At 69.0% G+C, this 23,878-nt stretch carries 21 protein-coding genes; 14 read left to right on the plus strand and 7 right to left on the minus strand.

Annotation, left to right across the window (positions count from 1 at the left end; genetic code table 11):
- The 4 genes from cyoB (at position 1) to IEY14_RS08945 (ending at position 5,127) form a co-directional block, all read left to right on the plus strand.
- Entirely contained in the window at positions 1-2,004 is a 2,004-nt protein-coding gene (cyoB, locus tag IEY14_RS08930) for a cytochrome o ubiquinol oxidase subunit I (RefSeq protein WP_188907858.1), read from the plus strand.
- A 35-nt stretch (positions 2,005-2,039) separates the two neighbouring features.
- Positions 2,040-2,705, plus strand: coding sequence for a cytochrome o ubiquinol oxidase subunit III (gene cyoC, locus IEY14_RS08935; protein WP_188908125.1), 666 nt, complete (start codon positions 2,040-2,042; stop codon positions 2,703-2,705).
- Positions 2,702-3,115, plus strand: a complete 414-nt coding sequence (gene cyoD, locus IEY14_RS08940; RefSeq protein WP_188907859.1) for a cytochrome o ubiquinol oxidase subunit IV — start codon at positions 2,702-2,704, stop codon at positions 3,113-3,115. The genes cyoC and cyoD overlap by 4 nt, the downstream gene beginning before the upstream one ends.
- Positions 3,116-3,318: 203 nt before the next feature.
- Positions 3,319-5,127 carry a glycoside hydrolase family 15 protein gene (locus IEY14_RS08945; RefSeq protein WP_188907860.1) on the plus strand — a complete coding sequence of 603 codons (1,809 nt, stop codon included), beginning with the start codon at positions 3,319-3,321 and terminating at the stop codon, positions 5,125-5,127.
- A gap of 21 nt (positions 5,128-5,148) precedes the next feature.
- Here the strand turns inward: IEY14_RS08945 and glcE are convergent, their stop codons facing one another.
- Genes glcE through IEY14_RS08960 form a run of 3 tightly spaced genes read right to left on the minus strand, consistent with a single transcriptional unit; the run spans position 5,149 to position 8,471 of the window.
- A complete protein-coding gene (gene glcE, locus IEY14_RS08950) occupies positions 5,149-6,378 on the minus strand; it encodes a glycolate oxidase subunit GlcE (protein WP_188907861.1) in 1,230 nt (409 codons plus the stop codon).
- Positions 6,375-6,965: a Uma2 family endonuclease gene (locus IEY14_RS08955; protein WP_188907862.1), complete on the minus strand. Its 591-nt coding sequence runs from the start codon at positions 6,963-6,965 to the stop codon at positions 6,375-6,377. Before IEY14_RS08955 ends, glcE begins: the two co-directional genes overlap by 4 nt.
- A gap of 12 nt (positions 6,966-6,977) precedes the next feature.
- The gene (locus tag IEY14_RS08960) at positions 6,978-8,471 is read right to left on the minus strand and encodes an FAD-linked oxidase C-terminal domain-containing protein (RefSeq protein ID WP_188907863.1); all 1,494 of its coding nucleotides are present in this window, start codon (positions 8,469-8,471) and stop codon (positions 6,978-6,980) included.
- A 136-nt stretch (positions 8,472-8,607) separates the two neighbouring features.
- On the opposite strand from IEY14_RS08960, the gene IEY14_RS08965 reads away from it, so the two are divergent.
- The 3 genes from IEY14_RS08965 to IEY14_RS08975 all read left to right on the plus strand — a co-directional run bounded on the left by IEY14_RS08965 (position 8,608) and on the right by IEY14_RS08975 (position 10,109).
- Positions 8,608-9,081: a GFA family protein gene (locus IEY14_RS08965; protein WP_188907864.1), complete on the plus strand. Its 474-nt coding sequence runs from the start codon at positions 8,608-8,610 to the stop codon at positions 9,079-9,081.
- A 94-nt stretch (positions 9,082-9,175) separates the two neighbouring features.
- Positions 9,176-9,817 carry a LysE family translocator gene (locus IEY14_RS08970; protein ID WP_188907865.1) on the plus strand — a complete coding sequence of 214 codons (642 nt, stop codon included), beginning with the start codon at positions 9,176-9,178 and terminating at the stop codon, positions 9,815-9,817.
- A gap of 79 nt (positions 9,818-9,896) precedes the next feature.
- Positions 9,897-10,109, plus strand: a complete 213-nt coding sequence (locus IEY14_RS08975; protein ID WP_188907866.1) for a hypothetical protein — start codon at positions 9,897-9,899, stop codon at positions 10,107-10,109.
- A 3-nt stretch (positions 10,110-10,112) separates the two neighbouring features.
- Here IEY14_RS08975 and IEY14_RS08980 read toward each other — a convergent pair whose 3' ends face one another.
- The 3 genes from IEY14_RS08980 to groES form a co-directional block, all read right to left on the minus strand.
- A complete protein-coding gene (locus IEY14_RS08980) occupies positions 10,113-10,805 on the minus strand; it encodes a metallophosphoesterase family protein (protein ID WP_244639397.1) in 693 nt (230 codons plus the stop codon).
- A gap of 120 nt (positions 10,806-10,925) precedes the next feature.
- A complete protein-coding gene (gene groL, locus IEY14_RS08985) occupies positions 10,926-12,572 on the minus strand; it encodes a chaperonin GroEL (protein ID WP_188907868.1) in 1,647 nt (548 codons plus the stop codon).
- Positions 12,573-12,658: 86 nt separating this feature from the next.
- Entirely contained in the window at positions 12,659-12,958 is a 300-nt protein-coding gene (gene groES, locus IEY14_RS08990; protein WP_188907869.1) for a co-chaperone GroES, read from the minus strand.
- A gap of 375 nt (positions 12,959-13,333) precedes the next feature.
- On the opposite strand from groES, the gene IEY14_RS08995 reads away from it, so the two are divergent.
- The 4 genes from IEY14_RS08995 to IEY14_RS09010 all read left to right on the plus strand — a co-directional run bounded on the left by IEY14_RS08995 (position 13,334) and on the right by IEY14_RS09010 (position 19,282).
- On the plus strand, positions 13,334-14,173 hold the full coding sequence (locus IEY14_RS08995; protein WP_188907870.1) for a TIGR01459 family HAD-type hydrolase: 840 nt from the start codon (positions 13,334-13,336) through the stop codon (positions 14,171-14,173).
- A complete protein-coding gene (locus tag IEY14_RS09000; protein WP_188907871.1) occupies positions 14,170-15,153 on the plus strand; it encodes a bifunctional riboflavin kinase/FAD synthetase in 984 nt (327 codons plus the stop codon). The genes IEY14_RS08995 and IEY14_RS09000 overlap by 4 nt, the downstream gene beginning before the upstream one ends.
- A 209-nt stretch (positions 15,154-15,362) precedes the next feature.
- Positions 15,363-18,401 (plus strand): isoleucine--tRNA ligase, encoded by a 3,039-nt coding sequence (gene ileS, locus IEY14_RS09005; protein ID WP_188907872.1) that lies wholly within the window; start codon positions 15,363-15,365, stop codon positions 18,399-18,401.
- Between the two features lie 206 nt (positions 18,402-18,607).
- Positions 18,608-19,282, plus strand: a complete 675-nt coding sequence (locus IEY14_RS09010; RefSeq protein ID WP_188907873.1) for a hypothetical protein — start codon at positions 18,608-18,610, stop codon at positions 19,280-19,282.
- 7 nt (positions 19,283-19,289) lie between these two features.
- On the opposite strand, the gene IEY14_RS09015 is transcribed toward IEY14_RS09010, so the two are convergent.
- Positions 19,290-19,721: a nucleoside deaminase gene (locus IEY14_RS09015; protein ID WP_188908126.1), complete on the minus strand. Its 432-nt coding sequence runs from the start codon at positions 19,719-19,721 to the stop codon at positions 19,290-19,292.
- A gap of 91 nt (positions 19,722-19,812) precedes the next feature.
- Here IEY14_RS09015 and IEY14_RS09020 point away from each other — a divergent pair, with 91 nt between their 5' ends.
- The 3 genes from IEY14_RS09020 to IEY14_RS09030 all read left to right on the plus strand — a co-directional run bounded on the left by IEY14_RS09020 (position 19,813) and on the right by IEY14_RS09030 (position 23,875).
- The gene (locus IEY14_RS09020; protein ID WP_188907874.1) at positions 19,813-21,774 is read left to right on the plus strand and encodes a pseudouridine synthase; all 1,962 of its coding nucleotides are present in this window, start codon (positions 19,813-19,815) and stop codon (positions 21,772-21,774) included.
- A gap of 3 nt (positions 21,775-21,777) precedes the next feature.
- Positions 21,778-22,344, plus strand: a complete 567-nt coding sequence (gene rsmD, locus IEY14_RS09025; RefSeq protein WP_188907875.1) for a 16S rRNA (guanine(966)-N(2))-methyltransferase RsmD — start codon at positions 21,778-21,780, stop codon at positions 22,342-22,344.
- Between the two features lie 109 nt (positions 22,345-22,453).
- Positions 22,454-23,875, plus strand: a complete 1,422-nt coding sequence (locus tag IEY14_RS09030; RefSeq protein ID WP_188907876.1) for a M16 family metallopeptidase — start codon at positions 22,454-22,456, stop codon at positions 23,873-23,875.
- Positions 23,876-23,878 lie beyond the last annotated feature (3 nt).

Below are 23,878 nucleotides of genomic sequence, written 5' to 3' on the forward strand. Positions count from 1 at the left end.
ATGCTCGGCAAACTCTCCTGGGATGCCATCCCGTTCCATGAGCCCATCCCGCTCATCACGTCCGGCCTCGTCGGCCTCATCGGCGCGGCGATCCTCGCCTGGATCGTGCTGAAGGGGCACTTGCCCTATCTCTGGCGCGAGTGGATCACCTCGGTCGACCACAAGCGCATCGGCATCATGTACATCATCATGGCGATGGTCATGCTGCTGCGCGGCTTCGCCGACGCCATCATGATGCGCACGCAGCAGGCCGTCGCCTACGACGCGCCCGGCTATCTGCCGCCCGACCATTACGATCAGATCTTCTCCGCCCACGGGACGATCATGATCTTCTTCGTCGCCATGCCCTTCGTCATCGGCCTGATGAACTACGTCCTGCCGCTGCAACTCGGCGTGCGCGACGTGGCTTTCCCGACCTTCAACTCGGTGTCCTTCTGGCTCACCGCCTCGGGCGCGCTGCTGATCAACGTCTCGCTGGTCATCGGCGAGTTCTCGCGCGCCACCTGGCTCGCCTATCCGCCGCTCTCGGAGCTGAAGTTCTCGCCGGGCGTCGGCGTCGACTACTATCTCTGGGCCCTGCAGATCTCGGGTCTCGGCACGCTGATGTCGGGCGTCAACCTCGTCACCACCATCCTGAAGATGCGCGCGCCGGGCATGACCTATACGCGCATGCCGATCTTCTGCTGGACCTCGCTCGCCTCCAACCTCCTGATCGTCGCGGCCTTCCCGATCCTGACCGCCACGCTCGCGATGCTCATCCTCGACCGCTACCTCGACTTCCATTTCTTCACGAATGACGGCGGCGGCAACATGATGCTCTACATGAACCTCATCTGGGCATGGGGGCATCCGGAGGTCTACATCCTCATCCTGCCGATCTTCGGCGTCTTCTCGGAAGTCATCTCGACCTTCTCCGGCAAGCCGCTCTTCGGCTACCGCTCGATGATCGCCGCCACGATGGTGATCTGCATCCTCTCCTTCATGGTCTGGCTGCACCACTTCTTCACCATGGGCGCCGGCGCCAACGTGAACGCGATCTTCGGCATCATGTCGATGGTCATCGCCGTGCCGACGGGCGTGAAGGTCTTCAACTGGCTCTTTACCATGTATGGCGGGCGCATCCGCTACACGACGCCGATGCTCTGGTCGGTGGCCTTCATCATCACCTTCACCATCGGCGGCATCACCGGCGTGCTCCTCGCCATCCCGCCGGTCGACTTCGTGGTGCACAACTCGCTGTTCCTGGTCGCGCATTTCCACAACGTGATCATCGGCGGCGTGCTCTTCGGCGCCTTCGCCGGCTATACCTACTGGTTCCCGAAGGCCTTCGGCTTCAAGCTCGACGAGCGGCTCGGCCGCTACGCCTTCTGGTGCTGGGTGATCGGCTTCTACCTCGCCTTCATGCCGCTCTACGTGGTCGGCCTGATGGGCATGACGCGCCGCATGCAGCATTTCGACGTCGCCGCCTGGTATCCCTGGATCCTCGTCGCGGGCGTCGGCGCCTTCGTCATCCTCGCCGGCATCGGCTTCCAGGTGCTGCAGCTCGTCTATTCCATCCGCCATCGCGAGAAGCTGCGCGACATCTCGGGCGATCCCTGGGACGGCCGCACGCTGGAATGGATCACGACCTCGCCGCCCCCGGTCTTCAACTTCGCGTCCATGCCGGACGTGCGGGGCGAGGAGGTCTATTGGGGCATGAAGCAGGCCGCGATCACGCAGGCGCAGCTCTCGCAGATGCCGAAATACGAGCATATCGAGATGCCGCGGAACTCGCCGACGGGCTTCGTCTCGGCGGTCTTCTCGACCATGGTCGGCTTCGCGATGATCTGGCACATCTGGTGGATGGTCATCGTCGGCCTGATCGGTGCCTTCGGCGTGTTCGTGGTCTTCGCCTGGCGCGATCACGACGAGTATGAAATCCCGGCCGAGGAGGTGGAACGGCAGGACGCCGAGCGTCGCCGGCAGAAGGCCGCCCTCCTGATCCGCGAAGGGGTGAAGGCATGAGCCACGCAGCCATTGGCAATCCCGCCGACCCGTACATGCTGGGGCACGGCTCGCACGACGCGAGCCGGCACGGCGACCCGCACAATGTCGGGCATGGCGGCGAGTCGGACGCGCCGGGCCATGGCGCCGGCGGCCCGGCGCCCAAGCGCATCATCGTCGGCTACGGCTTCTGGATCTTCCTCCTCTCCGACATCATCATGTTCTCGGCCTTCTTCGCGGCCTATGCCGTGCTGAGGGACGCGACGGATGGCGGCCCGACGGGGCGCGAGCTCTTCGACCTGCCCTTCGTGGCGGTCGAGACGGCGCTTCTGCTCCTGTCGAGCTTCTTCTGCGGCATGGCGGGCCTCGCCATGGCCCAGAAGAACCATCTCTGGTTCCAGCTGATGATGGCGGTGACCTTCGTCTTCGGCGCCGGCTTCCTCGCGATGGAAATCTACGAATTCCACCATCTGGTGGAAAGCGGCGCGGGGCCGTCGCGCAGCGCCTTCCTGTCGGCCTTCTTCGCGCTGGTCGGCTGCCATGGCGTCCACGTCGCGGGCGGCAGCCTCTGGCTGCTCACCATGATGGCGCAGATCTTCGTCAAGGGCTTCAACCAGAACATGGAGCGGCGCTTCCTCTGCTTCAGCCTGTTCTGGCACGCGCTGGACATCATCTGGGTCGCCGTCTTCTCCATCGTCTATCTCATGGGAGCCGGGGCATGAACACCTCGACCACCTCCGAATACGATCCGCACGGCAAGGATGTCGCGCCGGGCGACGACAGCGCCGAACACGGCTCGCTGCGCGACGGCATCGTCAACTACGTCATCGGCCTCGCCTTCGCCGGCATCCTCACCACCGCCTCCTTCCTGGTGGCGGGCTCCGGCTCGATCTACGGGCCGGGCGTCCCGGTGGCGATCCTGGTGCTGGCGGTGGCGCAGATGGGCGTCCATCTCGTGTTCTTCCTCCACATCACCACCGGGCCGGACAACACCAACAACGTCCTGGCGCTCGCCTTCGGCGTGCTGATCGTCGTACTGATCGTCGCCGGCTCGCTCTGGATCATGGCGAACCTGCACCAGAACATGGTGCCGGCGAACCCGATGGGCGCGATCTACAACGCCCCGCTCTGAGACTCGGACGGCCCGCCTCGCGCGGGCCGTCCGCCGTGACGATCCGGCGCATGGCGGCGCCGGGCCGTCCTCCTAGCTTTCGGCCGGTCCGCAACGGAGCGTAACCCGGTCTTGATCCCGCTTCATCCCCTTGCCGCCGCCTGGCGGCGGCGTCCCTGTCGCGAATGCCGCCTCGCCCGCCTCGCCGGCCGGCCCGCTCGCCGATGAAGCCCTATCCCCGCACGGGCGAGATGCCCGACCGCCGGCGCCTCGCCGGCCTGCCGCTGGAATCCTATGCCGCGCTCGGCGATGGCCGTTCCGTCGCGCTCAGCGGCGCCGATGGCTCCATCGACTGGTGGTGCGTGCCGAACATGGATTCGCCGCCGCTCTTCGACCGCCTCCTCGCCGAGGAGAGCGGCGGCTGCTTCATCGTCGCGCCGCGCCAGCCCTTCACCGTCGCGCGCGGCTACCGGCCCGGCAGCAATGTCTTCGAGACGGTCTTCACCACGGCGACCGGCCGGGCGAAGCTGACGGAATCGATGAATTCCGGCCATGCCGGGCGCCTGCCCTGGTGCGAGCTGGCCCGCCGGATCGAAGGACTGGACGGAACCGTCGATTTCGAGCTGCGCCTCGTCTTCGGCACGCGCGCCGACACGATCTGCCCCTTCCTCGCGCGCAACGACAATGCGACGACCTTCAATGCCGGCGAGGTGACCGGCCTTCTTCGCCATAGCGACGGCGTCACGCTCGATTTCGAGGACGATCTGGAGATCCGGGGGTCCTTCACTTTGCGGCCCGGCGATCGCGAGACGGTGGCGATCATCGCCGGCGAGAACGAGCCGCTGATCGCCGCGAGTGTCGAGGAGATCGACCGTCGCATCGACATCGCCGATGCCGAATGGCGGCAATGGTCGGACGATATCGGCTATAGCGGCAAGTTCGGCGAGGCGGTGAACCGCAGCGCGCTGGCGCTGAAGCTGCTTCTCTATTCGCCAAGCGGTGCCATCGCCGCCGCCGCGACCACCTCGCTGCCGGAGGGCTTCGGCTCGGGCAAGAACTACGACTATCGCTATGCCTGGGTGCGCGACGCCTCCTATACGATCAAGGCCTTCCTGCGCATCGGCGCCAAGGCGGAGGCGAAGGCCGCCTTCTCCTGGCTGATCAAGTGCCTCGACACCCATGGGCCGCATGTCTGCTACGACCTGCAGGGCGGGCTCGCCGAGGACGTGCGCGAATACGACCTGCCGGGCTATCGCGGCGAGCGGCCGGTGGTCGCCGGCAACCAGGCGGCCAAGCAGCACCAGCACGGCATCTTCGGCGACATCTTCGAAACGGCGGCGCGCTTCGTCGGCAATGGCCATATTCTCGACCGGCGCAGCGGCGCGGTGCTGGCGAGCCTCGCCGATCTCGCCGTCGAGAGCTGGCGCACGAAGGATTCCGGCATCTGGGAGCTTTCGGAACTCCGCGATTACACGATGTCGAAGATCTCCGCCTGGCAGGGCTTGGCGCGGGCGGTGGAACTCGCCGATGGCGGCCATATCCCCGCGACCTGCCGCGATCGCTGGGCACGCGGCCGCGACCGCATCGCCGCCTGGATCGACGCCAATTGCTGGTCGGAGGCGAAGCAGTCCTATGTTTTCCATCCGGGCTGCGACACGATCGACGCGTCGCTCGCGCTCGCCGTCCGCTTCGGCTTCGACGGCCGCGACCGCCTGGAGAAGACGATCCGGGCGATCGACCGCGAGCTCGGCGCCGGGCCGTTCCATTACCGCTATGGCGGCGTCGAGAACGACGAGGGCTGCTTCCTCGCCTGCACCTTCTGGGTGCTGGAAGGACTGGCGCTGCTCGGCCATCGCGATGAGGCCGAACGGCGCTTCGCCGAGGTGCTGGCGGCGCTCGACACGGGCTGTGGCATCTATGCCGAGATGGTGGCGCCGGACAGCGGCACCTATCTCGGCAACTTGCCGCAGGGCCTGACGCATCTCGCCCTGATCCAGACGGCCGCGACGCTGTCCGGGCAGGCTTTGAGCTGAGGCGGGTTTCGCGCCTTCCGCCTACATCCGGCCCGGATTGAGGATGCCCTTCGGATCGAACTGCGCCTTCAGACGCGCCGAAAGCGCGGCAAGGGCGGGGGCCTGCGGCTGGAACACCGGCACGGCCGCCCGGACGCTCGTCGGCGCGCGCACCAGCGTCGCATGGCCGCCGCCGTGCTGCGCCACGATCGCGCGGATGGTGTCGGCCTCCGGCTCGCCGTCGAGGCGCAGCCAGACGAGCCCGCCCTGCCAGTCGTAGAAGGCCTCGGCCGCCATCCGCATGCGGATCGCCATCACGATGGCGGGCGCGCGCGTCGGCGTCACCGACAGGCGCCAGACCGGGCGTTCGGTGCCGTCGGCGAAGGGGCGCGCGTCGCGGATGTCGCGCCAGAGCGCCGCCGAGGCCTCCGCCTCGTACCGCTCCAGCCGCGCGACGCGGGACAGGGCCGGGCCGAGCGTCGAAGCGCGGGCCGCGACCGAGGGGCCGAAGCCCTCCAGCCGGATCAGCGTCGCCGGCTCGTCGCCGAGCGCGCCGCCCGCCACGCGGCCGGCGACATAGGCCGGTAGATGCCCCGCGCCCGAGACCTCCGCCGGAGAGCCCATGGCCGCCGCCATCGCGCCCGCCGCCGCATCCTCTTCCAACCCGCGCAGCACCAGCGTCACTTCCGTTTCCGCCCGGGGCAGGACCTTGAAGGTCACCTCGGTGAGGACGGCGAGCGTGCCATGCGAGCCGGCCATGCCCTTCGACAGGTCGTAGCCCGTGACGTTCTTCACGACGCGCCCGCCGGAGGCGAAGGCTTCGCCCCGGCCGGACACGGCCTTGACGCCGAGGACATGGTCGCGCGCCGCGCCTTTCGCGATGCGGCGCGGGCCGGCGAGATTGCAGGCGAGGAGGCCGCCGATCGTGCCGAGACCGGGGGAACGGCCGTGCAGCGGGCCGTAGTCGATCGGCTCGAAGTCGAAGCGCTGGCGGTTCTCGCCGAGCAGCGCCTCGATCTCGGCGAGCGGCGTGCCCGCCTTCGCCGACAGCACCAGTTCCTCCGGCTCGTAGAGTGTGACGCCGGCGAGCCCGCCGAGCGACAGCGTCCGCGCGGCCTGGACGGGACGGCCGAGCCCGGCCTTCGACCCAGTGCCCTCGATGGCGAGCGGCGCTTCGTCGCGAAGTGCGTCCTGCACGAGGTCCACCACGTCCGCCGCAGAGGAAGGACGGAGCGGCGTCGAACCGGCCGGCAGGGTTACGGCAATGCTCATCGAACGGGAGTGCCCTTATAGAGGTCGCCGAGCCGGCGATCGAAACCGAATTCCGGCAGGGCGATCCGGTCCTCGATCGACCGGAAGACACGGCCGCGCCAGCCATCGGCCCGCGACCAGACCTCGGCACAGGCTTCCGTCTGATGAAGGATCAGGACGTGGAGGCAGTCCGGGGCCCGGGCATAGAGCTCGCGCTTGCGGCCGATCATTTCCGACGTGTTCGACGGCGACAGAACTTCGGCGGCGAGATGGAAGTCCCGAGCATAGTGGACCCTCTCGACGGAGCCGCCGACGACGGCGACATCCGCGATCGGCCGGAAATCGTCCAGCCCCTCGATCATCAGGCCGATCTCGATCATCGCGAAGAGATCGTGCCCTGCGCCTTCGAGCGCATCGTTCAGATGCCGGGCCAAGTTCAGCGAGATGCGCTGATGCACGAGGGTCGGCGGATTCATCATCAGGAAAGGTCTTCCATCGATCAGCTGCCACCGCTCTTCGTCCGGGCGATCCTCGATCGTCGCCTGGAACGTCTCCGCCGACAGTCGGGCGGCCGGCCATCGCAACGCGGGTTCGGGGAGAGCGCTCATCACGATGCCTTTTCAGAACCTCGGCAGTTCGGGGAAGGGCAGGGCACCCTTGTGCACCTGGAGCCGCCCCAGCTCGGCGCAGCGGTGCAGCACCGGGAAGACCTTGCCGGGATTGAGGAGGTGCTTCTCGTCGAAGGCGCATTTCACCCGCTGCTGGTGGCGCAGGTCGTCCTCGGAAAAGACCTCCGTCATCAGGTCGCGCTTCTCGATACCGACGCCGTGCTCGCCGGTAAGGACCCCGCCGACCTCGACGCAGAGCCGCAGGATGTCGGCGCCGAAGGCCTCGGCGCGCTCGAACTCGTCGTCCCGCGCCGCGTCGTAGAGGATCAGCGGGTGGAGGTTGCCGTCGCCGGCATGGAAGACATTGGCGACGCCCAGCCGATGCTTTTCCGACAGCGCCTTCATGCCGGACAGGACGCGCGGCAGCTCCTTCCTCGGAATGGTGCCGTCCATGCAGAGATAGTCGGCCGAGATGCGGCCGACGGCCGGGAAGGCCGCCTTGCGCCCGGCCCAGAACAGGGCGCGCTCCTCCTCGCTGCGCGAGATGCGGCATTCGGTGGCGCCATGGGCGAGCGCGATGGCCTCGACCTCCGACAGGAGGAAGTCGACCTCCGCCTGCGGCCCGTCGAGCTCGACGATCAGCAGCGCCTCGACGTCGCGCGGATAGCCGGCATGGACGAAATCCTCGGCGGCGAGGATCGCCGGCCGGTCCATCATCTCCATTCCGGCGGGGATGATGCCCTTGGCGATGATCGCGGCGACGCAGGCGCCCGCCGCCTCGCTGGTCGGAAAGCCGATCAGCACGGCCCGCGCCGTTTCCGGCGACTGGAGGATACGCACCGTCACCTCGGTCACGACGCCGAGCAGCCCTTCCGAACCGGTGAGGAGGCCGAGAAGGTCGTAGCCCTCCGCGTCGAGATGCTTGCCGCCGAGCCGGATCACCTCGCCCGCCATGGTGACGAACTCGACGCCGAGCACGTTGTTGGCGGTGAGGCCGTATTTCAGGCAGTGCACGCCGCCGGAATTTTCCGCGACATTGCCGCCGATCGAGCAGGCGATCTGCGAGGAGGGATCGGGCGCGTAGTAGAAGCGCTGATGCTCCACCGCGCGGGTGATGCCGAGATTGGTGACGCCCGGCTGCACCACGGCGCAGCGATTGTCGAAATCGATCTCCAGGATGCGGCTGAACTTCGACATCACCAGAAGCACGCCGTCGGCGAGCGGCAGCGCGCCGCCGGACAGCGAGGTGCCCGAGCCGCGCGGCACGACGGGGATGTTCTCCTGGTGGCAGTAGCGCAGGACGGCGGCGACCTCGGCCACCGTTTCCGGCAGCACCACGGCGAGCGGCAGCTGCCGATAGGCGGTGAGCCCGTCGGTCTCGAAGACGCGCATGGCGGCGGGCGCGGAAACGGTGCCTTCGCCCGGCACGATCGCCCGCAGGGCTTCCACCACCGCCTCGCGCCGCGCGAGGATCGCCTCGTCCGGCTTCGGCATCAGGATGGCCATGTTTCGTCCTCCCTGTTCCTCTCGGCCGGAACCTATGAACTGCGGTGGGCGATGTCCATCGCGCAAGCTGGCTCCATCCCCTCCCGAAGCTGCTATATTGCGCCGCGGCCGGGATCGGCGCGGCCCGGAGATCGCCATGTCTCTGTCTCTTCCCCTCGAAGGCGGCTGCCGCTGCGGCGCGGTGCGGTTTCGCGCCGCCGCGCCGCCGATGCTGACCATGGCCTGCCATTGCACCGGCTGCCAGCGGATGACGGCGAGCGCCTATTCGCTGAGCGCCGCCTTTCCGAGCGAGGCTTTCGCGGTGATCGCGGGCGAGCCGGTGCCGGGCGGGCTGAAGCGCGCCGATATCCACCATTTCTTCTGCCCCTCCTGCCTGTCCTGGCTGTTCACGCAGCTCGAAGGCGTCGACAGCTTCGTCAATGTCCGCGCGCCGCTCTTCGACGACACGTCCTGGTTCTCGCCCTTCATCGAGACCTGGACGGCGGAGAAACTGCCCTTCGCCTCGGTGCCGGCGGTCCACAGCTTCGCGGCGCTGCCGGCGATGGCGGATTACGAAGGGCTGGTGCGCGCCTATGGCGAATGGGCGGGCGCGGCATCGTCGCCCGGCTGAGGCGGTTCCGCGCCGGAACGCGGTGAGATCGTGCTGGACGGCGGCGCGGCCGCATGGCTTGCTGCGGATGTCGCACAACCGAAAGTGACGCTCCATGCCGGTTCCGCTCGATCACTTCCTCGCCTTCGCCCTGTCCAGCCTGGTGCTAGTCGCCATTCCGGGACCGACCATCGTGATGGTCGTCAGCGAGGCGCTCGCCCATGGGCGGCGCATCGCGCTGGCCAGCGTCCTCGGCGTCGCGCTCGGCGATCTCCTGGCCGCCAGCCTGTCGCTGGTCGGCGTCGGCACCGTGCTCGCCGCCTCCGGCCTCGCCTTCACGCTGCTGAAATGGCTGGGCGCGGCCTATCTCGTCTTCATCGGCCTCAAGATGTGGCGGGCGCCGGCGCCGGACTTCGCGCCACCCGAAACCGGATCGGTGCAGGTCGCCTCGCGCCGCATCTTCCGCGATTCCTTCCTCGTCACGCTGTTCAATCCGAAGGGCATCGTGTTCTTCATGGCCTTCGTGCCGCAGTTCATCTCGGCCGAGAGGGCGTTCGCGCCGCAGGCCGCGCAGCTCGTCGCGACATTCGTCGTGATCGGCATGGTCAATGCCTTCGCCTATGCCACGCTCGCCTCCGGCGCGCGCCGTCTCGTGCGGCGGCCACGCGTCCTCAAGGCGGCGACGCGCACCGGCGCCGGCTTCCTGATCGGCGCCGGCATCGCCTCGCTCTTCGTTCGCCGCGCCGCCGCTGCCTGAATCCGGCGGCGGAACGGCGGCCCGCCCATCCCGTTCTCCCTCGCAAGGCACGAATTCGTGACGCATGAAGGAGACCAAGATGTCGAAGCTCAGCAACGGGACGCCGATCGAGCCGCTCTACGGCAAGAACGCTCCGGCGCCGGAAGTGCGCGCCGATCCCGCCCCGGAAGGCCGCGAGGACCCGCAAGGATCCGTGATGGACGACGAGGAGAATCTCGACGAGGCGATCGAGGAGACCTTCCCGGCCTCCGATCCGATCTCCCCCAGCCGGATCGACGGCCCGAACAATTGAGGCTCAGAGGATCGCGGCGCCCGCCGCGTCCAGCCGCAGACAGGTGAGGCGTCCGGTCCGCACCGCGCCGGTGTCGATGCCGATCCGGTTCGGCCGGAATTCCGGTTCCTCCACCGGCGTATGACCATGCACGACGACGGCTCCGAGCGGGCCGTCGAAATCGAGAAAGTCGTGGCGGATCCAGACGAGATCGGTCGGGCTCTGCCGCTCCAACGGCAGGCCGGGCCGAAGGCCCGCATGGACGAAGAAGTAAGGGCCTCGGCGGACGAAGAGCGAAAGCCCTCGCAAGAAAGCGAGATGATCCTGCGGCAGGTCGAGAAGATCGGCCTGCCGATAGGCGCCGTCCTCGTCCGGCTCGATGCCATAGGAGGCGAGCGTCGCGTCGCCGCCATTGTAGAGCCAGGCCTCGATCGGCAGCTTGCCGTCCAGCGCGTCGAGCAGCATCGCCTCGTGATTGCCGAGGAGGCAGATCAGCTCGGCCTCGTCCATCCGCCGGCGCAACCGCGCGATCACCTCGGCGCTGTCCGGCCCGCGATCGATATAGTCGCCGAGATAGATCTCGGTGCACCGGAGCCCCGGATGCTCGGCCCGGTCCGCCGCGATCCGGTCGATCATGCGCTCCAGAAGATCGGCGCGGCCGTGGATGTCGCCGACCGCGTAGACGACTTCGCCCTCGGCCAGCCCCGGATAGGTCATGCTCGCATCCTCCATTTTTAGGAGATAAGCGCCTCGCGGCGCGGCGCCATGGCGGGAAAACGGAAAAGGGCCCGGCGATGCCGAGCCCCTTCCTCATTTCCTGGCGAATGGCCGGACGTCTTAGAAGTCCATGCCGCCCATGCCGCCCATGCCGCCGCCCGGCATGCCGGCCGGAGCGCCCGAGTCCTTCTTTGGGGCCTCGGAGATCATGGCCTCGGTGGTGACAAGAAGACCGGCGACGGAGGCCGCGTCCTGGAGCGCCGAGCGCACGACCTTGACCGGGTCGACGATGCCGGCCTGGATCATGTCGCCATACTCGCCCGACTGGGCGTTGTAGCCGAAGGTCACCGAAGCGTTGTCGAGCAGCTTGCCGACGACGATCGAGCCTTCGCCGCCCGCGTTCGTCACGATCTGGCGGATCGGAGCCTGGAGCGCCTTGCGGACGATGGCGATGCCGGCGTCCTGATCGGCGTTCTCGCCCTTGAGTTCGAGCGCGTTGGAAGCGCGGAGCAGGGCGACGCCGCCGCCGGCCACGATGCCTTCCTCGACGGCCGCGCGGGTCGCGTTGAGCGCGTCGTCAACACGGTCCTTCTTCTCCTTGACCTCGACCTCGGTCGCGCCGCCGACGCGGATCACCGCGACGCCGCCGGCCAGCTTGGCGAGGCGCTCCTGGAGCTTCTCGCGGTCGTAGTCGGAGGTGGTCTCCTCGATCTGCGCCTTGATCTGGCCGACACGGGCCTGGATCTGGGCGGTCTCGCCGGAGCCGTCGACGATCGTGGTGTTCTCCTTGGTGATGGAGACCTTCTTGGCGCGGCCGAGCATGTCGAGCGTGACGTTCTCGAGCTTGATGCCGAGGTCTTCCGAGATCACCTGGCCGTTGGTCAGGATCGCGATGTCCTCGAGCATGGCCTTGCGGCGGTCGCCGAAGCCCGGAGCCTTGACGGCGGCGATCTTCAGGCCGCCGCGCAGCTTGTTGACGACGAGCGTGGCGAGCGCCTCGCCCTCGACGTCCTCGGAGATGATGAGGAGCGGCTTGCCCGACTGCACGACGGCCTCGAGGACCGGCAGCATGGCCTGGAGGTTGGAGAGCTTCTTCTCGTGCAGGAGGATGTAGGGGTCCTCGAGCTCGGCCACCATCTTCTCGGCATTGGTGACGAAGTAGGGGGAGAGGTAGCCGCGGTCGAACTGCATGCCCTCGACGACTTCGAGCTCGGTCTCGGCGGTCTTGGCTTCCTCGACCGTGATGACGCCCTCGTTGCCGACCTTCTGCATCGCGTTCGCGATCATCTGGCCGATTTCCTTCTCGCCATTGGCGGAGATGGTGCCGACCTGGGCGACCTCGTCGGAGGTCTCGATCTTGCGGGCGGAGGAGACGAGCGCGTCGACGACCTTCGCGACGGCCGCGTCGATGCCGCGCTTGACGTCCATCGGGTTCATGCCGGCGGCCACCGCCTTGGCGCCTTCCTTCACGATCGCCTGGGCGAGAACCGTGGCGGTCGTCGTGCCGTCGCCGGCCTTGTCATTGGTCTTCGAGGCCACTTCGCGCACCATCTGGGCGCCCATGTTCTCGAACTTGTCCTCGAGCTCGATCTCCTTGGCGACGGAAACGCCGTCCTTGGTGATGCGAGGAGCGCCGAAGGACTTGTCGATCACGACGTTGCGGCCCTTCGGGCCGAGCGTGACCTTCACGGCGTCGGCGAGGATGTCCACGCCGCGCAGCATGCGCTCGCGGGCGTCACGGCCGAACTTGACTTCTTTGGCTGCCATCTGGGTTTCTCCTCGATGCGCTTCCTGGGGAAGGCCACATCGTTTTCGAGATGAAAAGGTTTAGGTCGGGCGTCGCTTCGAGGCGATCAGGCGGAGATCACGCCCATGATGTCGCTCTCCTTCATGATGAGGAGATCCTCGCCGTTCACCTTGACCTCGGTGCCGGACCACTTGCCGAAGAGCACGCGGTCGCCGGCCTTCACGTCGAGGGCCTGGACGGCGCCCTTGTCGTCGCGGGTGCCCGGGCCGACGGCGACGACTTCGCCTTCCTGCGGCTTCTCCTTGGCGGTGTCCGGGATGATGATGCCGCCGGCGGTCTTCTGCTCGGACTCGACGCGACGCACGACGACGCGGTCGTGCAGCGGACGGAAGTTCAGAGTGGCCATCGTCTGTTCCCTCAGCTTTCGTACTTCGCCGACGACCCGGAAGGGTGCCGGCGGGAAAGGTTGGCACTCGCTGTTCGAGAGTGCTAGCAGCGGCGAGATAGGCGGTGGAGGGCGAGGCTGTCAAGAAGCGGGCGGATCGGACCCCCGCGAATTTTTCATGACGCGGACCGTCGCGGCCGGGGTTCAGATGCGGTCGCCCCCGGCCGGGCGCAAGGGGCGGGCGCCGCGATCCCCCGGCATTCTCGCCGATGGTGAACGCGAAAGGCCGCAGGAATAACGGGTTGCTTGACGCGGCCGGGCGCGGCTTCTATCGCCCGGAAGAGGGCGAGCGCGCTCCATCGCCATGGCCCTCGAAGCGGATAGCAGCGAGAATCGATGAACGCACCCGAAGCCATCGCTTCCCTGGCGGCCGTCGCCCCGGCCTACAAGGCGATCTTCTGCGACGTCTGGGGCGTCGTCCATGACGGCGTCGCCAAGCATGCGGCGGCGGAGGCGGCGCTCACGGCCGCGCGCCGCGCCGGCTGCCATGTCGTCCTCCTCACCAATTCGCCGCGTCCGAACGAGGGCGTGCGGCGCCAGCTCGACGGTCTCTCCTTCTCGCCGGAAGCCTATGATGCGATCGTCACCTCGGGCGACGTGACGCGGCGCCTGATCGCCGAGACCGGCCGTCCGCTCCTGCATGTCGGGCCGCAGCGCGACCTCGACCTCTTCGCCGGCCTCGCCGCCGAATTCGTCGACGAGGCGCGGGCCGAGGCGGTGATCGTCACCGGGCTTCACGACGACACGACCGAGACGCCGGCCGATTACGCGCCGCTGCTGGAGCGCCTGAAGCGCCGCGACCTGCCGATGATCTGCGCCAATCCCGACGTCGTCGTCCATCGCGGCGAGCGGCTGATCTTCTGCGCCGGCGCGATCGCCCGCGACTACGAGCGGCTCGGCGGCCGGGTCGCCATGGCCGGCAAGCCGCATGCGCCGATCTATGCCGAGGCGCAGCGCGTCGCGGGCGTCGCCGGCCCGGCCGAGGTGCTGGCCGTCGGCGACGGGCTCAACACCGATATTCGCGGCGCGAACGCCTATGGCGCCGACGCGCTCCTGATCATGGCGGGCGTCCATCGCGACGAGCTCGGCGGCTTCGACGTCGCCGGCGAGGTGCTCGGCGCCCATCTCGGCGGCCAGGATCTCGCCGCCCGCTTCTTCATGCCGCGGCTCGTATGACGGACGGCTCGATCCGCCGCTTCGGCCCGGCCTCGACGCTTGCCGGAATGTATCGCGGCGGCGTCGTCGCGATCGGCAATTTCGACGGCATCCATCGCGGCCATCAGGCGGTGCTCGGCGCGGCGACGGATCTGGCTGAGAAGGAGGGCGCGCCGGCGCTGTGTCTCACCTTCGAGCCGCATCCGCGCAGCGTCTTCGCGCCCGACCGTCCGGTGCCGCGCCTGACGCCGCCGCCGGTCAAGGCCCGGCTTCTGGAGAAGCTCGGCTTTAGCGCGGTGGTGGAGCAGCCCTTCGACCGCGCCTTCGCCGCGATGACGGCGGAAGAGTTCGTGTCCGAGATCCTGGTGCGCGATCTCGCCGCCCGCCACGTCGTCGTCGGCTTCGATTTCCAGTACGGCGCCAGGCGCCAGGGCAGCGTCGCGACGCTGCAGGAGGCGGGCACCCGCCACGGCTTCGGCGTCACGGCCGTGCCGCCCTTCGTCGCCGAGGGCGGCGAGCCGGTCTCCTCCAGCCGCATCCGCGCCGATCTCGGCCGGGGCGACGTCGCCGGCGCGGCGGCGCTGCTCGGCTATCGCTGGACGATCGAATCGATGGTGATCGGCGGCCAGAAGCTCGGCCGCCAGCTCGGGTATCCGACCGCCAACATGGCGCTGTCCGAGGGCGGGCTCCTCGCCCACGGCATCTATGCCGTGCGCTTCCGCCGCGAGGGCGGGGCGCTGCACGACGGCGTCGCGAGCTACGGGCGCCGGCCGACCTTCGACAACGGCGCGGCGTTGTTCGAGACCTATCTCTTCGATTTCGAGGGCGATCTCTACGGCGAGACCTGCGACGTCTCGGTCTTCGCGCGGCTGCGCGGCGAGGAGAAGTTCGACGGCATCGAGGCGCTGATCGCGCAGATGGACCGCGACGCGGCCGAGGCGCGGGCGCTTCTGTCCGGCGTCCAGCCGCTCTCGCCGCTCGACCGGTTGCTGGCCTTCTAGGAGAGCGACGCTTTTCTTGGCGGTCCCGAGTTGCTAGAGCCCGTCCCCATGACGATCCCGCGCGCGCTCACCGGCCTTCTTCGAATTAGCCGCCCGGCCTTCTGAGCGGCCCGCCGCCGCTCGAAGGTCGGGATGCGTTTCACGCCGACACCCTTTCCTCCGATCCGCGCCGTGTCGAGCCTTCCACGGCGCCAGGCCTTCCGAGATCCATGAGCGACACGCCGAAGACGACCGACAAGCCCGCCGGCACCGACTATTCCAAGACCCTCTTCCTGCCGGAGACCGCGTTCCCGATGCGCGCCGGCCTGCCGCAGAAGGAGCCGGAATGGCTGAAGCGCTGGGACGAGATGAAGCTCTACGACCAGCTGCGCGAGGCTTCCAAGGACCGGCCGAAATATGTGCTGCATGACGGCCCGCCCTATGCCAACGGCCATCTCCATATCGGCCACGCGCTGAACAAGGTGCTGAAGGACGTCATCAACCGCTCCTTCCAGATGCGCGGCTACGACGCCAACTACGTGCCCGGCTGGGACTGCCACGGCCTGCCGATCGAGTGGAAGATCGAGGAGGAGAACTACCGCGCCAAGGGCAAGCCGAAGCCCGATCTCAACGACGCGTCGGCGATGGTCGCTTTCCGCAAGGAATGCCGCGCCTATGCCGAGCACTGGGTCGGCGTCCAGTCTGGCGAGTTCCGGCGCCTCGGCGTCGAGGGCGATTTCCGCAATCCCTATCTGACCATGGCCTATGAGGCGGAAAGCGTCATCGCCGGCGAACTGATCAAGTTCGCGATGAGCGGCCAGCTCTATCGCGGCTCGAAGCCGGTCATGTGGTCGGTGGTCGAGAAGACCGCGCTCGCCGAGGCCGAGGTCGAATATGACGACTACGAGTCCGATACGGTCTGGGTGAAGTTTCCGGTGCGCGGCGAGGGACCGCTCGCCGGGGCCTCGGTCGTCATCTGGACGACCACGCCCTGGACGATGCCGGCCAATCGCGCGATCACCTACAGCCCGAAGATCGCCTACGGACTCTACGAGGTCACGGCGCCGGAGGATGCGGACAATCCACGCTGGGCGAAGCCGGGCGAGCGGCTGATTCTCGCCGATGCGCTGGCCGCCGATGTTCTCGCCAAGGCCCGCGTGCCGGAAGGCGGCTTCCGCCGCGTCGCGGCCGTCCTGCCGGACGAACTGGCGGGGCTGGTCTGCGATCATCCGCTGAAGGGGCTGGCCGGCGGCTACGCCTTCGCCGTGCCGCTGCTCTTCGGCGCGCATGTGACGGACGATGCCGGCACCGGCTTCGTCCATACCGCGCCCGGCCATGGCCGGGAGGACTTCGAGGCCTGGGTCGACGCGCGGCGCGCGCTGGAGGCTCGGGGCATCGACCCGGCGATCCCCTTCGCGGTGGACGACGACGGCTTCTACACCAAGGACGCGCCCGGCTTCGGGCCGGAGGCGGAAGGCGGGCCGGCGCGGGTTCTCGACGACAAAGGCAAGAAGGGCGACGCCAACAAGCGCGTCATCGAGGCGCTGATCGCCGCCGGCAATCTTCTCGCGCGCGGCCGGCTGAAGCATCAATATCCGCATTCCTGGCGCTCCAAGAAGCCGGTGATCTATCGCAACACGCCGCAGTGGTTCGTCCATATGGACAAATCATTGTCTGACAACACAATCGATCTGAGCGCCATCTTCTTGGGTTGGTTAGGACCCGCCGCTCCTCCGCAGCCCCTTGTTGAAGATACGCTGCGAAACAGGGCTATGCGGGCAATTGCAGACACGCGCTTCGTGCCTGCCGCCGGCCGCAACCGGATCGGCGGCATGATCGAGACGCGGCCGGACTGGGTCCTGTCGCGCCAGCGCGCCTGGGGCGTGCCGATCGCGGTCTTCGTCGACGAGGATGGCGAGGTGCTGAGGGACGAGAGCGTCAACGCCCGCATCCTCGCCGCCTTCGCGGCCGAAGGGGCGGATGCCTGGTTCGCGGCGGGCGCCAAGGAGCGCTTCCTCGGCAACGCGCATGACGCCGCGCGATGGACCATGGTCCGCGACATCCTGGACGTCTGGTTCGATTCCGGCTCGACCCACGCCTTCTGCCTAGAGAAGCGGCCGGATCTCAAATGGCCGGCCGATCTCTATCTCGAAGGCTCCGACCAGCATCGCGGCTGGTTCCATTCCTCGCTGCTCGAAGCCTGCGGCACGCGCGGCCGGGCGCCCTACGACGCGGTGCTGACGCATGGCTTCGTCATGGACGAGGACGGGCGCAAGATGTCGAAGTCGCTCGGCAATGTCGTGACGCCGCAGGAGGTGATCCAGCAGTCCGGCGCCGACATCCTGCGCCTCTGGGTCGTCTCGTCCGACTATTCGGAGGATCTGCGCCTCGGCAAGACGATCCTCCAGACCAATATCGACAGCTATCGCAAGCTGCGGAACACCATCCGCTGGATGCTCGGCACGCTGGCGCACGATACCGGCGAGACGGTGCCGCTCGCCGAGATGCCGGAACTCGAACGGCTGATGCTGCATCGCCTCGCCGAGCTCGGCCGGCTGGTGCGGAAGGCCTATGACGAGTTCGACTTCAAGCGCATCGCCCGCGCGCTGCTCGACTTCATGGTGGTCGAGCTTTCGGCCTTCTATTTCGACATCCGCAAGGACGCGCTCTATTGCGACGCGCCCTCGTCGAAGCGCCGCCTTGCGGCGATGGAAGTGGTGCGGCAGCTCTTCGACCATCTGGTCACCTGGCTCGCCCCCATGCTGCCCTTCACCATGGAGGAGGCCTGGCTGGAGCGGCACCCGGACAGCCGCTCGGTGCATTTCGAGCAGATGCGCGAGCCCGATGCCGCCTGGGAGGATGCCGAGCTCGCCGCCAAGTGGCAGAAGATCCGGCAGGTCCGCCGCGTCGTGACCGGCGCGCTGGAGGAGGAGCGGCGCGAGAAGCGCATCGGCTCCTCGCTGGAGGCCGCGCCGATCCTCTTCATCGAGGAGGCGGATCTGCGCGCCCTCGCCGAGACGGTGGATTTCGCCGAGATCGCGATCACCAGCGGCCTCGCCATCCGGCCGGGGCCGGCACCGGAGGGCGCCTTCCGCCTGCCCGACGCGCCGGGCATCGCCGTGCTGCCGGAAAAGGCGAAGGGCACGAAATGCGCCCGCTCCTGGCGCGTCACCGACGATGTCGGCTCCGATCCCGACTTCCCGGACGTCTCGGCCCGCGACGCGGCGGCGCTGCGGGAACTGCGCGCGCTCGGGCGTCTCGGCGCCTGAGACGGGCGGTCGGCCTCCAGAAAACGGTGGGCGAGGCGGCTGTGGCCGCCGCGCCACGCCGGCCGTTTCTTGCGCGGCGCGCTACGATCCTTTAAGAAACGCCCGGAATTCGACAGATTTGGGTGGGATCGCGCAGGTCTTGGGGGCCGCGCGATGCAACTGTCGGGCTCGCAGGGGAAGTGGACCGGCAAGGGGGCCGTCACGGCATGAATCTTCGGAAGATGCGCGCCGCCACGGCGCTCGGCGTCGTCTTGGCCGGTCTCGGCCTTTCGGGCTGTCTCGGCCCGACCTACGGAACCGGAAAATCGGCCGGCGCCCAGCTCTTCAGCGATATCGACGGCATGCTGGCCCTTGGACCCAAGGAGCGGGACGAGATCGACTATTCGCCGCGCGCCGAACTGGTGCGCCCGAAGGACAAGTCGGTCCTGCCGGCGCCGCAGGCGAGCGTGGATGCCGCGAGCGGTGGCAAGTGGCCGGAATCGCCGGAACAGCGCCGTGCCCGCATCCGCGCGGCGGCGGACGCGCGGGATACCGGCGGCGTCGTCCAGCCCGGCGAACTCCTCGCCGACAAGGAAGGCGTGACCGAGGACGAGAAGGCCCGCAACACCTGGGCCGGCGCCCGTCAGAATCAGGTGAAGGGCATCCTGACCCCGGACGAATTGAAGTCGGGCCGCGAGGGCTTCATGCAGCGCCTCGCCGAATCGAAGCAGGGCAGCCCGACGACCCGCAAATATCTCTCCGAGCCGCCGATCGCCTATCGCCAGCCGTCCTCTTCCGCGCCGGTCGGCGATCCGGGCGAGGACGAGGACGTGAAGCAGAAGCGCATCGACGGCAAGGACGAGACCTTCCTGTCCAAGCTGAAGAGCCTCAATCCCTTCTGATCGTCCGTCAGTCGCGCCGCGCGGCGAAGAAGTCGCGCAGGATCTCGCCGGCCTCGCGGCCGGCGATGTCGGAATAGACATCCGGCGCGTGATGGCAGGTCGGCTGGGCGTAGAAGCGGGCGCCATGCGCCACCCCGCCGCCCTTCGGGTCTTCCGCCCCGTAATAGAGCCGGCGCAGCCGCGCGAAACTGATCGCCGCCGCGCACATGGCGCAGGGCTCCAACGTCACGTAGAGATCGGCGCCGACGAGGCGTTCCTGGCCAAGCTCCGCGCAGGCGGCGCGGATCGCCAGCATCTCGGCATGGGCGGTCGGATCGTTCAATTCTCGCGTGCGGTTGCCGGCCCGGGCGACGACCGCGCCGCCGAGCACCACCACCGCGCCCACCGGCACTTCGCCGCGCGCCCCTGCGGCGCGCGCCTCAGTGAGCGCCTGTTCCATATAACCGCTGCCTGGCTGCTCCGGCACCACCTGTTCCCTCGCGCCTGTTCGAGCGACCTGATAAGCAGCGCCTGATTCGAAGGCAAAGACGATGAGCGATAAAAGCGACGGCGACGACAAGAAACGCGGCGGCAAGTTCGGCCCGCGCAAGAGCGGGGGCGGGCGCCCGGGTTTCGACAAGGGCGGCGACCGGCCGCGTTCGCGGGCGCCGCGCGCCGCCGAAGGGGGCGAGACGCCCTATCGCGGCCGCGCCCAGCGCAAGGATTCCGGCGCCGAAGGCGGCGCCAAGCCCTTCCGCAGCCGTGGCCCACGCCCGGAAGGCCAGACCGCCGACGACGGCGGCAAGCCGTTCCGGGGCCGCGCGCCCCGGACGGAAACGCGCGGGGAGGGCGGCGCCAAGCCTTTCCGCCCCAGCGCGCCGCGCGGCGACGACCGCGCCACCGAGGGCGGCGGCGAGCGCCCGCGCCGCAGCTTCGGCAAGGATGGCGAACGGCCGCGCGCCTTCGCCAAGCGCGAGGAAGGCGGCGAGGAGCGCCCGCGCCGCAGCTTCGCCAAGGATGGCGAGCGCCCGAGCGGGCCGCGCCGCGAGCGCGGGACCGGCGACGACAAGGCGACCGCCCGGCCGCGCCGCGCCGCCGAGGACGGCGAGGAGAGCGGCGGCGCGATGCGCATCGCCAAGCGCCTCGCCCGCGCCGGCATCGCCTCGCGCCGCGACGCCGAGGGCATGATCGCCGACGGACGGGTGCGGCTCAACGGCCATCTGGTCGAGACGCCGGCCGTCACCGTGACCATGGCCGACCGGATCGAGATCGACGGCGAGCCCTTGCCGGCGGCCGAGCGCACGCGGCTCTGGCTGTTCCACAAGCCGGCCGGCATCGTCACCACCAATCGCGACCCGGAAGGCCGCCCGACCGTCTTCGACCGCTTGCCGGACGACCTGCCGCGCGTCCTCACCGTCGGGCGTCTCGACATCAACACCGAAGGCCTCCTGCTGCTGACCAATGACGGCGGCCTGTCGCGCACGCTGGAACTGCCGGCCACCGGCTGGCTGCGGCGCTATCGCGTGCGCGCCCATGGCAAGATCGATCAGGCGCAGCTCGACGACCTGAAGCACGGCATCGCCGTCGACGGCGTGTTCTACGGCGCGATCGAGGCGACGCTCGATTCGCAGAAGGGCTCGAATGTCTGGATGACGCTCGGCCTGCGCGAGGGCAAGAATCGCGAGGTGAAGCGGGTGCTCGGCCATCTCGGGCTCGAGGTGAACCGGCTGATCCGTCTGTCCTTCGGCCCGTTCCAGCTCGGCGACCTGCCGGAAGGGGCGGTGCGCGAGATCAAGGGGCGGACGCTGCGCGACCAGCTCGGCGAGCGCCTGATCGAGGAATCGGGCGCCGACTTCGATTCGCCGATCCTGAACCCCTTCACCAACGAGGTGGTGGAGCCCGGCACCCGCCGCGCGCCGTCCGCCCCGACGAAGGCCGAGCCGGCCGACAAGCCGGCCTCCCGCCGGTTCGACGCGCCGGCGACGGACGAATGGGTGTCCTCCAAGGTGGAGGCCAAGCCGAGCCGCAAGGCCTTCGGCCAGGCCAAGCGCGAATCCGCCCTGTCGCGGCTCGACACCAAGCCGCGCCGCGAGGCGGGCGGCGCGCGCCCCTTCAAGCCGAAGCGCCCGCGCGAGGACGAGGCCGAGGCGGCGCCGGCCCGGCCGAAGCCCGGCGCCCGGCGCAATGCCAATGTCTGGATCGCGCCCGGCGGCCGGCCGCTCGGCGAGAAGAAGGCGGCCGAATTGAAGGCGCGCGAGGCCGAGCGCGCCGAGGGCGGCGACAAGCCCTTGCGCTCGCGCGGTTTCCGCGACCGGCCGGACGGCGCCCCGGCTTCGGCCGATGGCGACAAGCCGCGCCGCTCGGCGGGCTTCCGCCAGCAATCGACCGGCCGCTCCTTCGGCGAGCGCGAGGAGCGCGGCGGCAAGTCCGGCTTCAAGCCGGGCGGCACCGGCCCGAAGGGCGCGGGGGGCAAGCGGCCGGGCGGCGGCGGCCGGCCGCGGCGCGACGGTTAAGTCTTGCGCATCGTCGGCGGCCGCCTGCGCGGGCGCGCGCTCTCCACGCCGAAGACGGACACGATCCGTCCGACCACGGACCGGGCGCGCGAGACCCTTTTCAACGTCATCGAGCACGCCCATGCCGGCGTGCTGGACGGCGCGCGCGTGCTCGATCTCTTTTCGGGAACGGGCGCGCTCGGCCTCGAAGCCCTGTCGCGCGGCGCGCGCTTCTGCCTCTTCGTCGAGGAAGGGGTCGAGGGCCGGGGTCTCCTGCGCGCCAATATCGAGGCCTTCGGCCTCACCGGCGCCACCAAGGTCTTTCGCCGCGACGCGGCGGCGCTGGGTCCGGTCGCGCCGCTCGAAGCCTTCGATCTCCTCTTCGCCGATCCGCCCTATGGGCGGGGCCTCGGCCACCGGGCGCTCGCCAGCGCCCGCGACGGCGGCTGGCTGAGCGAAGGGGCGCTTGCCATCGTCGAGGAGGCGGTCGGCGCTCCCTTCGAGCTGCCGGAGCGCTTCGAGCTCCTGGACGAGCGGCGGATCGGCGACACGGTCTTCCGCTTCGCACGCTTTTCCGCCGGCCCGCCCTAACGAAAACGTAAATTGCGCCTGTCATGGCGGCGGACTACCTCCCCGGAAACGGGGCTCGGCCTAGTTTGAGCCCCGTCTTCGTTTTCAAGGACCGAAGGACAAGCTGCCGATGATCTCGATGTCCCGCCTGGCCGGCGCGTCCCTTTTGGCCCTCGCCCTCGGCTTCGCCCTGCCGGCTCTGGCCGAGGCGCCGCAGAAGCCGGCGACGGCGGCCGAGCGCATGGCGGAAGCCGAGGCGAAGCGGCCGAAGATCGAGAGCTTCACGCTCGCGAACGGCCTCGCCGTCGTGGTCCTGCCGGATCATCGCGCGCCGATCGTGACGCAGATGGTCTGGTACAAGGCGGGCGCCGCCGACGAGGTGGCCGGCACGTCCGGCATCGCCCATTTCCTCGAACATCTGATGTTCAAGGGCACGAAGAACCACAAGGCCGGCGAGTTCTCGGCCGCCGTCTCCGAGATCGGCGGCGAGGAGAACGCCTTCACCACCTCCGACTACACGGCCTATTACCAGCAGGTGCCGGCGAGCGCCCTCGAAGAGATGATGCAGTTCGAATCCGATCGGATGGAGAATCTCATCCTGTCGGACGAGGCGGTGCTGCCCGAGCGCGACGTGATCCTCGAGGAGCGCCGCATGCGCGTCGAGAACGATCCCGCCGCCAAGCTCGGCGAGGCGATGGATGCCGCGCTCTACCAGAACAGCCATTACGGCATTCCGGTCATCGGCTGGCGGCACGAGATGGAGAAGCTGTCGCGCGAGGATGCGATCGCCTGGTACGACCGTTACTACACGCCGAACAACGCCACGCTGATCGTCGCCGGCGACGTGACGGCGGAGGAGGTGCGGCGCCTCGCCGAGAAGACCTTCGGCCAGGTGAAGCGCCGCGCCGAGCCCGGCGACCGCGCCGCCCGCCGCGCCACCGAGCCCGAGCCGAACGCCGCCCGCAGCGTCACCCTGAGGGACCCGCGCGTCACCCAGCCCTCGATGCAGCGGAACTATCTCGTGCCCTCGGACGTGACGGCGGCGCCGGGCGAGGCGGAGGCGCTGGACGTTCTCGCCGATATTCTCGGCGGCGGCACGACGAGTCGGCTCTACCGCTCGCTGGTGGTGGAGCAGGGCCTGTCGGCCGGCGCGGGCGCCTTCTACCAGAGCGGCCGCCTGAAGGAGGCCGAGTTCGGCGTCTACGGCTCGCCGCGCGGCGAGGCGGACCTGCCGAAGGTGGAGGCGGCGATCGACTCCGAGCTCGCCAAGCTCCTGAAGGACGGCATCACGCCGGACGAGCTGGAGCGCGCCAAGAACCATGTGCGCAAGGGCGTGATCTACGAGCGCGACAACCAGGCGGCGCTCGGCCGGCGCTACGGCGCGGCGCTTTCCATCGGCCGCACCATCGCCGATGTCGATTCCTATCCCGACCGGATCGAGAAGGTGACGGTGGAGGCGGTGAACGCCGCCGCCCGGAAATATCTGGACCGCAAGCGCTCGGTGACGGGCTATCTCCTGCCCGAAGGGCCGGCGCCCGAGACCCGTTCCTGAGCC

This window comes from Aureimonas endophytica (assembly GCF_014642635.1).
GTDB classification, from domain to species: domain Bacteria; phylum Pseudomonadota; class Alphaproteobacteria; order Rhizobiales; family Rhizobiaceae; genus Plantimonas; species Plantimonas endophytica.

What these genes read in the sequence shown, in the direction of transcription:
- IEY14_RS08970 (WP_188907865.1), top strand. Translation starts at nt 9,176, where the DNA reads ATGCCGGTTCCGCTCGATCACTTCCTCGCCTTCGCCCTGTCCAGCCTG.
- IEY14_RS08995 (WP_188907870.1), top strand. Translation starts at nt 13,334, where the DNA reads ATGAACGCACCCGAAGCCATCGCTTCCCTGGCGGCCGTCGCCCCGGCC.
- IEY14_RS09010 (WP_188907873.1), top strand. Translation starts at nt 18,608, where the DNA reads ATGAATCTTCGGAAGATGCGCGCCGCCACGGCGCTCGGCGTCGTCTTG.
- IEY14_RS09020 (WP_188907874.1), top strand. Translation starts at nt 19,813, where the DNA reads ATGAGCGATAAAAGCGACGGCGACGACAAGAAACGCGGCGGCAAGTTC.
- cyoB (WP_188907858.1), top strand. Translation starts at nt 1, where the DNA reads ATGCTCGGCAAACTCTCCTGGGATGCCATCCCGTTCCATGAGCCCATC.
- IEY14_RS08975 (WP_188907866.1), top strand. Translation starts at nt 9,897, where the DNA reads ATGTCGAAGCTCAGCAACGGGACGCCGATCGAGCCGCTCTACGGCAAG.
- glcE (WP_188907861.1), bottom strand. Translation starts at nt 6,378, where the DNA reads ATGAGCATTGCCGTAACCCTGCCGGCCGGTTCGACGCCGCTCCGTCCT.
- groES (WP_188907869.1), bottom strand. Translation starts at nt 12,958, where the DNA reads ATGGCCACTCTGAACTTCCGTCCGCTGCACGACCGCGTCGTCGTGCGT.
- IEY14_RS08965 (WP_188907864.1), top strand. Translation starts at nt 8,608, where the DNA reads ATGTCTCTGTCTCTTCCCCTCGAAGGCGGCTGCCGCTGCGGCGCGGTG.
- cyoC (WP_188908125.1), top strand. Translation starts at nt 2,040, where the DNA reads ATGCTGGGGCACGGCTCGCACGACGCGAGCCGGCACGGCGACCCGCAC.
- ileS (WP_188907872.1), top strand. Translation starts at nt 15,363, where the DNA reads ATGAGCGACACGCCGAAGACGACCGACAAGCCCGCCGGCACCGACTAT.
- IEY14_RS08955 (WP_188907862.1), bottom strand. Translation starts at nt 6,965, where the DNA reads ATGAGCGCTCTCCCCGAACCCGCGTTGCGATGGCCGGCCGCCCGACTG.
- IEY14_RS08980 (WP_244639397.1), bottom strand. Translation starts at nt 10,805, where the DNA reads ATGACCTATCCGGGGCTGGCCGAGGGCGAAGTCGTCTACGCGGTCGGC.
- IEY14_RS08960 (WP_188907863.1), bottom strand. Translation starts at nt 8,471, where the DNA reads ATGGCCATCCTGATGCCGAAGCCGGACGAGGCGATCCTCGCGCGGCGC.
- groL (WP_188907868.1), bottom strand. Translation starts at nt 12,572, where the DNA reads ATGGCAGCCAAAGAAGTCAAGTTCGGCCGTGACGCCCGCGAGCGCATG.
- IEY14_RS08945 (WP_188907860.1), top strand. Translation starts at nt 3,319, where the DNA reads ATGAAGCCCTATCCCCGCACGGGCGAGATGCCCGACCGCCGGCGCCTC.
- cyoD (WP_188907859.1), top strand. Translation starts at nt 2,702, where the DNA reads ATGAACACCTCGACCACCTCCGAATACGATCCGCACGGCAAGGATGTC.
- IEY14_RS09015 (WP_188908126.1), bottom strand. Translation starts at nt 19,721, where the DNA reads ATGGAACAGGCGCTCACTGAGGCGCGCGCCGCAGGGGCGCGCGGCGAA.
- IEY14_RS09000 (WP_188907871.1), top strand. Translation starts at nt 14,170, where the DNA reads ATGACGGACGGCTCGATCCGCCGCTTCGGCCCGGCCTCGACGCTTGCC.
- IEY14_RS09030 (WP_188907876.1), top strand. Translation starts at nt 22,454, where the DNA reads ATGATCTCGATGTCCCGCCTGGCCGGCGCGTCCCTTTTGGCCCTCGCC.